General features: G+C 57.4%; 11 protein-coding genes. 7 read left to right on the top strand and 4 right to left on the bottom strand.

Going from position 1 to position 12,631, the window contains the following annotated elements:
- Nucleotides 1-116: 116 nt before the first annotated feature.
- From F0155_RS17010 to F0155_RS17020, 3 genes are read left to right on the top strand one after another with little or no spacing between them, the layout of a single operon-like run.
- Nucleotides 117-533 (top strand): ArsR/SmtB family transcription factor, encoded by a 417-nt coding sequence (locus F0155_RS17010; RefSeq protein WP_150525749.1) that lies wholly within the window; start codon nt 117-119, stop codon nt 531-533.
- The gene (locus tag F0155_RS17015; protein WP_150525750.1) at nt 526-2,457 is read left to right on the top strand and encodes an ABCB family ABC transporter ATP-binding protein/permease; all 1,932 of its coding nucleotides are present in this window, start codon (nt 526-528) and stop codon (nt 2,455-2,457) included. The genes F0155_RS17010 and F0155_RS17015 overlap by 8 nt, the downstream gene beginning before the upstream one ends.
- Nucleotides 2,458-2,485: 28 nt before the next feature.
- The gene (locus F0155_RS17020; protein WP_150525751.1) at nt 2,486-3,265 is read left to right on the top strand and encodes an ATP-grasp domain-containing protein; all 780 of its coding nucleotides are present in this window, start codon (nt 2,486-2,488) and stop codon (nt 3,263-3,265) included.
- A gap of 101 nt (nt 3,266-3,366) precedes the next feature.
- Here the strand turns inward: F0155_RS17020 and F0155_RS17025 are convergent, their stop codons facing one another.
- Nucleotides 3,367-3,555 carry a hypothetical protein gene (locus F0155_RS17025; protein WP_150525752.1) on the bottom strand — a complete coding sequence of 63 codons (189 nt, stop codon included), beginning with the start codon at nt 3,553-3,555 and terminating at the stop codon, nt 3,367-3,369.
- Between the two features lie 95 nt (nt 3,556-3,650).
- On the opposite strand from F0155_RS17025, the gene F0155_RS17030 reads away from it, so the two are divergent.
- The 4 genes from F0155_RS17030 (at nt 3,651) to F0155_RS17045 (ending at nt 6,896) form a co-directional block, all read left to right on the top strand.
- Nucleotides 3,651-4,601: a LysR family transcriptional regulator gene (locus F0155_RS17030; RefSeq protein WP_150525753.1), complete on the top strand. Its 951-nt coding sequence runs from the start codon at nt 3,651-3,653 to the stop codon at nt 4,599-4,601.
- A 149-nt stretch (nt 4,602-4,750) separates the two neighbouring features.
- A complete protein-coding gene (locus F0155_RS17035) occupies nt 4,751-5,455 on the top strand; it encodes a phosphatidylserine decarboxylase (protein WP_150525754.1) in 705 nt (234 codons plus the stop codon).
- Nucleotides 5,456-5,465: 10 nt separating this feature from the next.
- A complete protein-coding gene (locus F0155_RS17040) occupies nt 5,466-6,335 on the top strand; it encodes a CDP-alcohol phosphatidyltransferase family protein (protein ID WP_244303535.1) in 870 nt (289 codons plus the stop codon).
- A gap of 36 nt (nt 6,336-6,371) precedes the next feature.
- Nucleotides 6,372-6,896, top strand: coding sequence for a GNAT family N-acetyltransferase (locus tag F0155_RS17045; RefSeq protein WP_150525755.1), 525 nt, complete (start codon nt 6,372-6,374; stop codon nt 6,894-6,896).
- 73 nt (nt 6,897-6,969) lie between these two features.
- Here the strand turns inward: F0155_RS17045 and F0155_RS17050 are convergent, their stop codons facing one another.
- Genes F0155_RS17050 through F0155_RS17060 form a run of 3 tightly spaced genes read right to left on the bottom strand, consistent with a single transcriptional unit; the run spans nt 6,970 to nt 12,237 of the window.
- Nucleotides 6,970-10,560: an efflux RND transporter permease subunit gene (locus tag F0155_RS17050; protein ID WP_150525756.1), complete on the bottom strand. Its 3,591-nt coding sequence runs from the start codon at nt 10,558-10,560 to the stop codon at nt 6,970-6,972.
- A complete protein-coding gene (locus F0155_RS17055) occupies nt 10,557-11,660 on the bottom strand; it encodes an efflux RND transporter periplasmic adaptor subunit (RefSeq protein WP_150525757.1) in 1,104 nt (367 codons plus the stop codon). Before F0155_RS17055 ends, F0155_RS17050 begins: the two co-directional genes overlap by 4 nt.
- A 22-nt stretch (nt 11,661-11,682) precedes the next feature.
- Nucleotides 11,683-12,237, bottom strand: a complete 555-nt coding sequence (locus tag F0155_RS17060) for a PadR family transcriptional regulator (protein WP_150525758.1) — start codon at nt 12,235-12,237, stop codon at nt 11,683-11,685.
- Nucleotides 12,238-12,631: the final 394 nt, after the last annotated feature.

Genomic DNA, 12,631 nt, shown 5'->3' on the forward strand with positions numbered 1-12,631 from the left:
GTGCGCTTTTTTCGTGCGCCTGCCCCGAATGTTGCCCTTGTGACCTTGCCTTTACGGAAACCCATCGCATATTTACGATCAATGGGTTGTTGCTTTGCAAACGGGAGAGGAGCGGCATGGGCCAACAGGTGAATGACGATGATGTTCCCGCGTGCCTCAATACCGGCGAATTTGAAGACCTTGCGCAGATCTACCGCGCGTTGGGGCATCCGGTTCGCCTCGCGATCCTGAGCGATTTGCGCCGTGTTGAAGTGGCCTGTTGCGGCGAGATCGTGAACCGTCTGCCGCTTGCCCAGTCGACGGTCTCTCAACATCTGCAGGTTCTGAAGGATACGGGTCTGGTTGTTTGCGAAAGCACCGGGCGCTCGTGTCAGTATCGCATCAATGTCGACCGCCTTGAGCAGGCGGCCGAGCAATCTGCCTCCTATTTGTCCAGGGTTCAAAGCGCACCGGAAAACGACGCCTCGGCACAGGCGTCTGCCTGCACAAAAGGGCCGGGTCGCGGCGAAGAAAAGGAAACGGCTTTTGACTGATAGAACCGCGTCTGCCCGTGACGGCGAAAACGCAAAACCTGCGGCAAAAGCTGCGCAGACCCAAAAAGCCGTGAGTGCGGATGAGGGCACAACGTACCAGACGCTTGTAAACCTTTGGCCCTATATCTGGCCGGAAAACAGACCTGACCTGAAAGCACGCGTGCTGTTGGCGATCTTTGCGCTGGTGATTGCAAAGATCGTGACGGTTCTGTCTCCCTATTTCTTTGCCTGGGCATCGGATGCGCTGACGGGTGAAACTTCCAACTTGCCGGCCTTTCTTGTCGCCCCGGTCATGCTCGTGCTGGCTTATAATGTGGCCCGCGTACTGGCCGTTGCCTTCAATCAGTTGCGAGATGCGCTCTTTGCCCAGGTCGGGCAGCATGCGGTGCGCCAGCTGGCCATCATCACCTTTCGCCATCTTCACCGGCTCTCGTTGCGGTTTCATCTGGCACGGCGCACGGGTGGTCTCAGCCGGGTAATCGAGCGCGGGGTGAAGGGGATTGAGGCGATTGTCCGTTTCACGATCCTCAACGGCATCCCGACAATCCTCGAATTTGCCATCATGGCAGCTGTGATCTCGATCCAGTTCGGCATGAGCTACCTCACCATCGTGGCGATCATGATCGTTGCCTATGTGTGGTTCACCATCAAGGCGTCGAACTGGCGCATCGCCATTCGCCGGGAGATGAACCAGAGCGATACGGAGGCCAATTCCAAGGCCATCGATAGCCTGCTGAATTTCGAGACGGTCAAATATTTCGGCAACGAGAACATGGAAGCCGCGCGCTTTGATGTCTCCATGGAACGCTATGAGGCAGCCGCCACACGCACATGGACGTCGCTTGCCTGGCTGAACTTCGGGCAGACGGTGATCCTCGGCGTGGGGATGGCAGCCTGCATGGTTCTTTCCGCGCAGGCGGTGATGGCGGGTGAGCAAACGATTGGCGAGTTCGTTCTCATCAACGCCCTGTTGATGCAGATTTCCATTCCGCTCAATTTCATCGGCTTCATCTACCGCGAAATCCGTCAGGGTCTTGCCGATATTGAATCGATGTTTGATCTGCTCGGCGCGCCGACGGAAATCGAGGACAAACCGGGAGCGGGGCCACTGAGGGCGGTTGAAGGTCGCATCGAATTTCGGGATGTGCATTTTCACTATGATGCGGACCGCAAGATTCTGAAAGGTATCGACTTTGACGTGCCCGCGGGCAAGACGATTGCCATCGTTGGCCCGTCCGGCGCAGGGAAATCAACGATCTCCCGTCTCTTGTTCCGCTTCTACGATGTAACGGGCGGTGCAGTGACCATTGACGGTCAGGATGTTCGGGACGTCACGCAAGAGAGTGTTCGCATGGCCATCGGCATGGTGCCGCAGGACACGGTGCTCTTCAACGACACGATCGCCTACAACATCCGCTATGGCCGTCCGGATGCATCCGACGAGGAAATTCGTCAGGCCGCACGAATGGCGCAGATCCACGAGTTCATTGAAGGACTGCCGCAAGGCTATGACACGGAGGTCGGTGAGCGCGGGCTGAAACTGTCAGGCGGGGAGAAACAGCGTGTGGCCATTGCCCGTACGATCCTCAAGTCGCCGCCCATCCTCATTCTGGACGAGGCGACTTCGGCACTCGACACCCACACGGAGCGGGAAATTCAGACCGCGCTGGATCAGGTCTCGAAAAACCGCACGACGCTTGTCATCGCGCACCGGCTTTCGACAGTCGTCAATGCGGACAAGATCATCGTGCTGGAGGCCGGGCGGATTGCCGAATGCGGAACCCACTCGGGCCTGCTGGAGGCAAATGGCCTTTATGCATCCATGTGGGCACGCCAGCGCGAGGCAAGCGAGGCTGAAGAGCGCCTTCGGGCCGCTCAGGAGGCCGATGATATGGGCATCGTGACCCGAGGCCCGAAGGCGTAGGTGTTAACGGGTAGCTGAAAGTAGATCGATGCAGTGGATCCTTCAAAAATTTGAGGATACGGAAAATCTAGTACCAATCCTTGAGCGTTTGGGCGCTAGATGGTCTTGGCACAAGGTTGTTCCATTCGTGGGAGACCTTTTTCCGGAACCTGTTGTTGAAGATCCAAGCGCTGTTGTCATGTTTGGTTCTTATTCACTGAGGTTCTTTTCCGAGCGGCGAGGTTATCGACCTGGAGTGTTCGTAATCAGACCATTTGTCCATCAGGAGGCCTGGTACCCATTTTTGTTGAATGGTCGCAATGCTCAGTTTCTGACTGTCAGGGATATACCTGCACATCTTCCAGATGACGGAAAAGACTGGTTCTTCCGTCCTGTTGATGACAGCAAGGCTGAACCAGGAAGTGTCATGTCAGCAAGGGATATCATTAGCCTTGCTGAGCAGGTGCTGCGTCTGAAGGAAGATGAAACTCCAGTTGGTTCGTTACGCCACGATACTGAGTTGATGTTGAGTGAGCCGAAACGCATCCTAAAGGAGTGGCGCCTTTGGATCGTTGGTGCGCAGATTGTCACGTACTCCCTTTATAGGGATGGAAGTCGTGTTGTGTACCGCCATGAAATTGATGAAGACGCCTTGGAATTTGCCAAGACAATGGTTTCCCTACATCCAGATTATTCGCCAGCCTACGTGATGGATGTGTGCCGGACAGAAGAAGGCCTTTTTATCGTCGAAACTAACTGCCTAAATGCAGCTGGATTTTATGCGGCAGACTTGGAAAAACTTGTGAATGCTATCGAGGAGATCGGTTAGGGTGAGTTGTATTGTCTCCCCGCCTTCGGGCAGCTCAGGAGGCCGATGATATGGGCATCGTGACCCGAGGCCCGAAGGCGGATGCGCCTGACTGATCAAGGTCAGGCGGCAAGCTTGCGGGAAAGTTGAACCTCGCAGTCGTTCGACGGAGTTTCGTGCTGTCTTGCGAGGGTCTCTTTCGTGGTAAAGGGGCGCCAATTGATGAGTGACCAAAAGGCGTTGCTTCGGATCTTGCGGGCGCGGGCATCGTAGTGGCGCAGCAGCTCCGGTGTCAGTGTGATGTGTGTCATGATCAGTCTCCTGTCGTGTTGAAACGAATATGGCGCCTTCGATCAGTTGGTAGAATTGACTTTGCTTTGAAGGTACTTTTCGATATTTTCGAATAATGAGACTGGATGACCTAAGCTTCTTTGCCCGTGTTGCCGAATTGGGCAGCTTGTCCGCAGCCGGACGCGAATTCGGCCTGTCGCCGTCGGCGGCAAGCAGCCGGCTGACCAATCTTGAAAGGGATCTCGGCACACAGCTCGTGGCCCGCACAACCCGCCAGGTCAACCTGACCGAGGCGGGCAAGATCATGCTGGACCATGCTCGTGCAGCTCTGGGCGAGATTGCTCAGGCGAGAGCGTCGATTGATGCGGCTCAGGACGCGCCGCGCGGCATTTTGAAACTGTCTTCGAACGTGTTTTTCGGGCGCAAGCATATCCTGCCGTATCTGGCAGAGTTTCGGCAGCTCTATCCGGACCTGCGGCTGGAAGTGGACATGTCCGACCGGCTGGTCGATCTGGTTGCGGATGGCTATGACGTTGCCATTCGTGGCGCGCCGCTGCCAGATTCCAGTTTGCTTGCCCGCAAGCTGGGCGGCAATCCGCGTGTCCTTTGTGCCAGTCCCGACTACATTGCACGGAAAGGCGAACCGCGAAATCCGGAAGAACTGTGCAATCACGACTATATCGGATTTGACCCGATGCCGGTCTGGTACTTCGCCGGGCCGGAGGGGGAGGTTGCCTTTCCGCTGAAAGACCCTGTCATTTGTGGAGATAGCGGTGATTTTGCCTATGATGCTGCGCTCTATGGCTTGGGATTGACGGTCAAGTCCATTGCCCATGTCTGGGAGGATTTGCGTGACGGACGGCTTGTTGAAGTCATGACCGATTATCCGGTGACGCGAACCGGCAATATTTATGCAGTCTATCCGCCAAACAGGTTCGTGCCGCCGAAGGTGTCCGCATTTGTCGATTTTCTGATCTCCAAATACGGGAGACCACCCTATTGGGAGACCGACTACAGGCTCGCTCGCGGGGACAGTTCTGTTAAGAGCGGCACGAAAACAGCCTGAGACCTGCAAAAAGTGTTCTCAGCCAAGGCAAAAGCCACTAGAAGCGAGGCATGGGCCTTGGCAGTAACTTGCCATTGGCCATCTGATTTGTCTTTTGGCGGCATGACCCGACTATTGGTCCGGGGGAGCTGCCCTAGCTGGAAACTGATATGTCGATCGTTGACTCCATAACCAAGGCCTTTGTTCCGATCCATCGGGAAGGTTGGCCTTTCATTGCCATTGCTTTTGTCTCTGCCATCGTGGTGGGGTGGTTCTTCGATCCGCTGTTCTGGATCGGCCTCTTGCTCACGGGTTGGGTCTGCTATTTCTTCCGTGATCCGCCGCGCGTGACGCCCGTCCGCGAAGGTCTGATCATTTCACCTGCCGACGGTGTTGTGAGCCATTGTGGTCCGGTGTTGCCGCCCAAGGAACTGGAACTTGGCGACCAGCCGATGATGCGCGTCTCTATTTTCATGAACGTTTTCAACGTCCATGTGAACCGCGCACCGATGGATGGCAAGGTGACCCGGGTTGCCTATATCGCCGGCAAGTTCCTGAATGCCGAGTTGGACAAGGCGAGTGAACACAATGAGCGCAACGGTCTTGTGATCGAAAATGGCGACCAGAAAATTGGTGTTGTGCAGATTGCGGGTCTCGTGGCCCGCCGCATCGTTTGCTTCGTGCGCGAAGGTGAGACGCTTTCTGCCGGCGAGCGCTTTGGCCTGATCCGCTTCGGGTCTCGACTTGATGTCTATTTTCCGGAAAATGTGAAGCCGAAGGTTATGCTGGGACAGACCATGATAGCCGGTGAAACGATTCTGGCGGATCTGACGGAAACGCCGTCTGATCAACCCATCCTGACCCGAGTTGGCTGAGGAACAGCACGTGACAGCAACCGACGATCAGGGCAAACAGAAAAAGCGCCGGTTTGGCCGCGTACCGATCCGGGTGATCCTGCCCAACATGGTGACCCTTCTGGCGCTTTGTTCCGGTTTGACCGCCATCCGCATGGCTTTTGAGGGGCGTTGGGAATTCGCGGTCGGGGCGGTGCTTCTGGCTGCCGTTCTTGACGCGGTCGACGGGCGAGTCGCGCGACTTCTGAAAGGAACCTCGCGCTTTGGTGCGGAGCTTGACAGTCTCGCGGACTTTGTCAATTTCGGCGTTACGCCTGCCATTATGCTCTATGTCTGGATTTTGCATGAGATGGGCAATCTCGGCTGGATTGCTGCTCTGGTTTTTGCGATTTCCATGGCATTGCGCCTTGCTCGTTTCAACGTCGCACTGGACGATCCAAACAAGCCTGCCTGGGCAGTAAACTTCTTTACCGGAGTGCCGGCGCCTGCCGCGGCGCTCACGGTATTGGTGCCGCTGTATCTTTCCTTTCTTGGCTTCTTGCCCCAATGGCCGGAGTTTGCCGGGCCGATTGCCATTTATGTGCTTCTGATCGGCTTCCTGATGGTGAGCCGCATTCCGACCTTTTCCGGCAAGACACTCGGCACCCGCATCCGCCGGGATCTGGTTCTGCCGCTGATCGTCGTGACTGTTCTGGTCGTGGCGCTGACGGTGAGTTACCCGTTCAAGGTGCTGGCTGTCTGCTCCATGCTGTATCTTGCGTCCATACCCTTCGCATGGCGCGCGCATCGCAAATGTCTGCGGGGCGAGGACTGCGAAGTTTTCGAGTCGGACGATGATGACGACGACGAGGATGTCGATCTGGATGAAATCCAGAAGCAGGATGCGCGTTCGGGTCAGTAAGAAGCCCGATAAGATATTAGCGAAGGAGATGCCGAGATGGCCGAACCGACCATTCGTGCTGCTCTGCCTTCAGATTTGGCAGACATTCTGGACCTCTATCCGAAGGCCTTTCCGGACGAGGATCTGGTGCCGCTGGTCCGTGAGCTCCTGGAAGGCGAGGTGGACTTGCTTTCCCTTGTTGCGACAAGGGGCGAGGCCATTGTGGGCCATGTAATCTTCACGGCCTGCAAGGTTGAGGAGACAGGGGAGCCTGTTGCGCTTCTTGGTCCGCTCTGCGTTTCACCCGACTGCCAAAGACAAGGCATTGGATCCCGGCTGATCGCGGCCGGTGTCGCGGAGTTCGCTCGTCGCGAGGTCAGGGAAGTTTTGGTGCTGGGTGATCCAGCCTATTATTCGCGAGCCGGGTTCAAGCCAAGGGCGGCTCTGAAGACCCCGTGTCCAATTCCGCGGGAATGGGCCGAGGCCTGGCAAACCATGCCGCTGCAGCCGGGTTCACAGCCGCTTACGGGGCAGCTATGGGTGCCGGGTCCATGGCAGGCGAAAGCGCTCTGGTCAGCTTGAAGACATCAAAACTGCAAGAACAATAAAATAACCGCCGGAAAACTCCGGCGGTTTTTGTCTGTTGTGTTTGCCGTTACTCGGCTGCCTGCGGCAAGTCCTGTTGGGCTTCCGTCGGCCGGTCCTTTTTCGGCATGGCAACGATTTGGGCGGCGGGGCGTTGTTCCTGCTGTGCGGGAACTGCTTCCTCGTTGCCCGTATCGGCACCAGCGCCTGCATTTGTCGTCGCAGTCTGGAGTGCCAGATTGCGACGGGTCGCGCGGCGATCCATGATCCGGTGCCACGACTTCACCCATACGCTCGGCGCGGCGATCATCACCGGAATGATCAGCAACGTTAGGATGGTGGAGAAGGCGAGGCCGGCAATGACGGCGGTCGACAACTGCACCCACCAAACAGCGGTGATGCCACCAACCGCAGTGACCTGGTTGAAGAAGTCGAAGTTCACCTTGGTTGCCATCGGGATCAGGCCCGCAATGGTGGTGATGGTGGTCAGCAGGATCGGGCGGATACGCTGGGCCGATGTTTTCAGGATTGCATCCAGCGGCTCAAGTCCGTCCTCGCGGAAGCGGTTATAGGTGTCGATCAGAACAATTGCGTTGTTAACGACGATGCCTGCAAGCGCAACCACCCCGGTCCCGGTCATGATGATCGAGAACTTCTGCCCGGTGATCATCATCCCCAGCAGCACACCGAAGACCGACAGGACCACCGTGGAGAGGGTCAGGAAGGTCTGGTAGAACGAGTTGAACTGGGTGAGCAGGATCAGGAACATCAGGAAGAGCGACGCGATCATCGCCTTCATGAGGAACTCGCCGGACTCCTTCTGGTCCTCGTCCGCGCCACGGAACTGCAGGAACACGTTTGACGGCCAGGTTTCTGTCTCCAGCCAGTCCTCGATTTCCTTGACCTTCTCGTCGACCGTTGCGCCTGTCGTCTTGTCCACGCTGGCTTTCACCATCATGGAATAGAAGCCGTCGCGACGCACGATTTCCGAGACTTTCTGGGCCGGCTGGCGGTCCACGAAGTTGGCGAGCGGAACCAGACCAAGAGGGGTCTGCAGGCGCAGCTGGTCCATGCGGTCGACGGTTCGCTCGGATTCTGGAAGACGAACGCGAATGTCGATTTCGTCTTCGGAATCTGTCGGACGGTAGGTACCGATCAGAACGCCATTGGTGACCAGCTGGATCATCTTGCCAACGGATGCAATATCCGCCTTGAAGCGAGCCGCCTGTTCGCGGTCAATGGCAACACGCCATTCGATACCGGGCAGGGAGCGATCGTCTTCCTGATCCATCAGGTCGTCAATTCCATCCAGATGGGCGCGCACTTTGGCGACATTCTCCACCATGGCGGCGTAATCGGTCGACCGCACTTCAAGCTGGATATCCTTGCCCGTAGGTGGCCCCCCCTCGATCTTGCGCGGCTCGACCTTGATGCCTGGCAGGTCTGCGGTCAGGTTGCGGATATCGGCAGCAATCTGCTTGTATTCCCGGCGGCAGCAATAGTCTGCCAGTTCCAGCTGCAATTCGCCGATCACGTCATTGGGTTTGTCGGAAACACCGCCAATGGACGGTCCACCACCGCCGCCGCCACCCGGTGCTTTTGCAACGGTGATGACGTTCTTGATGCCCGGAATGGCGAGAATGATAGCCTCGATGTCCTTGACGATGGCAAGGGATTCGGCTGCAGAGATGTTGCCGCGCCCGGAGACGAGCACCACAGCCTGTTCGGGTTCCTCATCGACGAAGAACTCCACACCGGTCGGGTTCGCAGAGAAGCTTGCCACGATTGCAAAACACCCGCCGACCAGCAGAAGAACCGCTGCGATGTTGCCAATCGGATTGCCTGCAAAGAGGCGCAGGAGACGGACATATGCGCCCGTCATGCCGCTCACCTTCTTGACGTCAAAGGCTTCGGTTCCTGAAAGAGCGGCTGCCTGCTGTTGTTCCAGTTGAGCGCGCTTTGCAGCCCGCTCCTGCGACCAGCGTACGAAGGGACGCAGGATGCGATAGGAGACATAACCGACGACAAAGAAGGCAAGGATCGCGGCACCAGTCTGTAGCAGGGCTGCCTGGTTTGCAGCGTCCTCAATGGCGCCAACCTGACCACCGAGCGGAATGTTCGCGACGATGAGGGCGACCAGAAGAGCGACGGTACCTGCACTGAGCAGCGCAGCATAGCGGCTGATCCAGCGGGAGACCTGAGCCAGAATGCCGCCGGTGACAGGCAGGAACACCATTGCCGTGACCAGCGAAGCTGTCAGGACGATGATCACCATGATCGGCAGGTAGCTCATGAACTCGCCTGCAACGCCGGGCCACAGGAGCATGGGCAGGAAGGCGACAAGTGTTGTCGCAGTGGACGAAACAATCGGCCAGAACATCAGCTTGGCGGCGCGGATATAGGCCTCGCGGTCCTCCATGCCTTCCTGAATCTTCCGGTCCGCATATTCGGTCATCACGATGGCGCCGTCGACCAGAAGGCCGACCGTCAGCACAAGGCCGAACATCACCATGATGTTGACCGTGTAGCCGATGCCGCCAAGGATCAGGAAGCCGACCATGAACGAGGCCGGGATCGACAGACCAACCAGGAGGGCCGAACGCAGGCCGAGGGCGGCCAGAACCAGCACCATCACGAGGAAGATAGCGGTCAGGATCGACGATTGCAGCGAGCCGAGGATTTCGAAGATGTTGGACGATGAATCCAGCATCATGTTGACCTTGATCGTCTCGGGCCAATCGGCAGAGGCGGCTTGCACGACAGCGCGGACGGCACTGTTGTTCTCGATGATGTTGGTGCCGATCCGCTTGGTGACTTCAAGGGCAATGGCAGGCTGGCCGTTCACACGGGTGTAGGAGCTTGCATCCTTGAAGGTTCGGCGGATTTCGGCAATGTCGGACAGAGTGACGACACCTTCGCCGCTTTGCTTGATCGGCAGGGAGTAGATGTCCTTCGCTGTCTCGACGAGGCCCGGAACCTTGACGTTGAAACGGCCATGACCACCATCAATGAACCCCGCGGGTACGAGCTGGTTGTTGGCCGTCAGCGTCTGGAACAATTCGGCTTGCGAGATCGAATAGGCTTCGAGTTTCTGGGAATCGATCAGGACTTCCAGCATTTCTTCCCGGTGACCGGAAAGCTCTGCTGAACGAACTGTATCGATTGCCTCGATCTGGTCCTTCAGGCGGCGCGCATGCTGATACAGAGTGCGCTCCGGTACGTCGCCGGAAAGCGTGACCCACATGACGGGAATGAGCGCGAAATTTGTTTCCGATATCGTCGGCTCTTCGGCCGCATCCGGCAGTTCGCCCTTGGCCTGATCGACCTTGTCACGAACATCGGCAAGCGCTTCGTCCTTGTTGAAGGAAATATCGAATTCCAGAACGATACCGGCATGGCCCTCGGAGGCGATCGCGGTGATTTCCTTCAGTCCGTCCAGTCCGCGCAGTTCGGTTTCCATCGGGCGAACGAGCAAGCGCTCGGCATCCTCCGGCGAAATTCCCTGCTGGGCAATGGAGACATAGAACACCGGAACATCGATGTCCGGGTCACTTTCCTTCGGGATCGAAATGTAGGTGGCGATACCGGCCGCAACCAGCGCCAGCATCAGCACGAATACGGTCTTGGGGCGACGCAGTATGTCTTCAAGCATGGAGATCATTGTGCAACCTCGGCCGTTTCAAATACCGGCTCGACCAGCTGGCCGTCCTTGACGTAATCCTGTCCCACCACAATCGCGGTCACTTCTTCCGGCAAACCGCCAATCCACATGCCGTCCTGCTCGCCGCCCAATACTTTCACGGGGTGAAAGACCGTATGGTCGGTGTCATCAACCGCGCGGATACCGACCTGGCCAGCATCGTTGAGGGTAAGGATTGCCGGAGAGATCTTGTGGGCGCGCTCCTTGGGCAGAGGCAGGCGGGTGAGGGCGGTCACACCGTCCCGGGCCGCGCCATCCTTGTTTTCAAGCTCGACCTCGATGCGGAATGTACGGGTATCCGGATCGGAGGCGGGAGAAACGTATCGCACCTTGCCGGAGAGACGGTCGCCCGTGATCAGTTCAACATCGGCGGGCATGCCCACAGAGATCAGTCCGATATTGATCTCGGATACCTGACCGGTGGCTATGATCGGGTCGGTGTTGACGACGGTGGCGCAAATATCGCCGTTCTGCAGGAAGTCGCCGACATTGGCCATGGAACTTTGAACAACGCCATCGATGGGTGCGCGAATGACGGTCCGGTTCAGCTCCAGCTCGGCTTCCTTGAGGCGTGCCTTGGCGGCGTCAAGAAGGGCCTTTACGGCTGCCACCCGTGTCTGGGCGGTGAAACCCTTGGTAACGAGCTGTTCGGCGGCTTCGTGATCGAGGACCGCCTGTGCGAGATTGGCCCGCGCCTCCAACAGCTTGGCTTCGCGGTTGCTCGTCTCCAGACGGCACAGGACGTCACCTGCCTTGACCTGCTGACCTTCATGAGCGGCCCGCTCAATCACCTTGTCATTCGTTTCAGAGCGAACGGCAACCTTTGCTTCGGCTTCGGTGCGGCCCCTGATGTCCAGAACCGCCTGACGGTCTTCGGCAACGAGTTTCTGGACCTTCACGCGGAAGAGGTCCTTCTTCTCGCTTTTCAGTCTTTCTGCTGGCGGGGGCGTCGCATTCGCGCCGTCACCGGTTCCGCCCTCAACAATCGTGCCGTTGTACATCCAGGCACCAATGCCTGCGGCAAGTCCGACGGCCAGAATATAGGAAAATTTCAAACGCATGAGTAACTCCGGGATCTCGTGATTATTCGGCAGCTTGCTGGGGATGTTGCGGCTCGTCCCTGGCGATACGGACGAGGTCATCTCCATGCTTGTCGAGATAATCGAGAGTGAAATTCATATAGGCGAGACCGTAGTCCCGGATCCACTTGGACCCTTGGTGTTGATGGCAGTCTTCTGCGCTGCCTTCGATTTGCTTGAGTTCCGCGATCACTTGATCCCGGCGCCGGTTCAGGGCGCGGCGAATGACATCCGGCCCGAGCTCCTCGGCATAAAGGGCGATCAGAAGGAAAGGGGACTTGAATGTATCTGGTGCCTGCGGCTCGCAGAGAGACGCGATGAATTCGCTGCGGCCCTTGTCTGTTATCGAGTAGACCTTGCGCGCCGGTTTGCCCTGCTGCTGTTCCTCGCGAACCGTGACCATGCCTTCGGCTTCCAGCCGCGCCAAGGCAGGATAGATCGATCCGAACGACGCATCGTCAAAATAGCTGAACCGACCCTCGGTCGATTCCTTTCGGATTTCGTATCCGGTGGCATCGCCAAATGCGAGAATGGCGAGGCAGAGTGAACGGACGCTCAAATTATGTCTCCTCCGCAATGCGCGTGCCCGCTGAAGCCTGGCACGTGGCAGCGAATTCCGATTTTCCAATCAGCCTGGACACCGCAATTCCGATCAGGTGGAGACCACGAGAAACACTGCTTCTGAGCGGCCTGACACCGATTCAGGTATTCATGGCTGATATATATCGTATCTATATATTGGTTCGATATATGGCAAGGGGGTCGCTAGGAAAAGCATCAAAGGTGCATGGATCGGATAACGAAACCAAAAGATGTGTTGGATAAGATGAAACAATACCGGGAAGGGCTCTGGTTCCCTGTGGCGGGCGCACTAGACTTCCCTGTGTTGGGGTTCCAACTCTGTACGGGTCGGGAGACTGTGAAATGAGTGTGCGTGGATCCAAAGTGCGGAC

This window comes from Roseibium sediminis, assembly GCF_008711325.1.
Classification (GTDB): domain Bacteria; phylum Pseudomonadota; class Alphaproteobacteria; order Rhizobiales; family Stappiaceae; genus Roseibium; species Roseibium sediminis.

What these genes read in the sequence shown, in the direction of transcription:
- F0155_RS17010 (WP_150525749.1), top strand. Translation starts at nt 117, where the DNA reads ATGGGCCAACAGGTGAATGACGATGATGTTCCCGCGTGCCTCAATACC.
- F0155_RS17020 (WP_150525751.1), top strand. Translation starts at nt 2,486, where the DNA reads ATGCAGTGGATCCTTCAAAAATTTGAGGATACGGAAAATCTAGTACCA.
- F0155_RS17025 (WP_150525752.1), bottom strand. Translation starts at nt 3,555, where the DNA reads ATGACACACATCACACTGACACCGGAGCTGCTGCGCCACTACGATGCC.
- F0155_RS17030 (WP_150525753.1), top strand. Translation starts at nt 3,651, where the DNA reads ATGAGACTGGATGACCTAAGCTTCTTTGCCCGTGTTGCCGAATTGGGC.
- F0155_RS17035 (WP_150525754.1), top strand. Translation starts at nt 4,751, where the DNA reads ATGTCGATCGTTGACTCCATAACCAAGGCCTTTGTTCCGATCCATCGG.
- F0155_RS17045 (WP_150525755.1), top strand. Translation starts at nt 6,372, where the DNA reads ATGGCCGAACCGACCATTCGTGCTGCTCTGCCTTCAGATTTGGCAGAC.
- F0155_RS17050 (WP_150525756.1), bottom strand. Translation starts at nt 10,560, where the DNA reads ATGATCTCCATGCTTGAAGACATACTGCGTCGCCCCAAGACCGTATTC.
- F0155_RS17055 (WP_150525757.1), bottom strand. Translation starts at nt 11,660, where the DNA reads ATGCGTTTGAAATTTTCCTATATTCTGGCCGTCGGACTTGCCGCAGGC.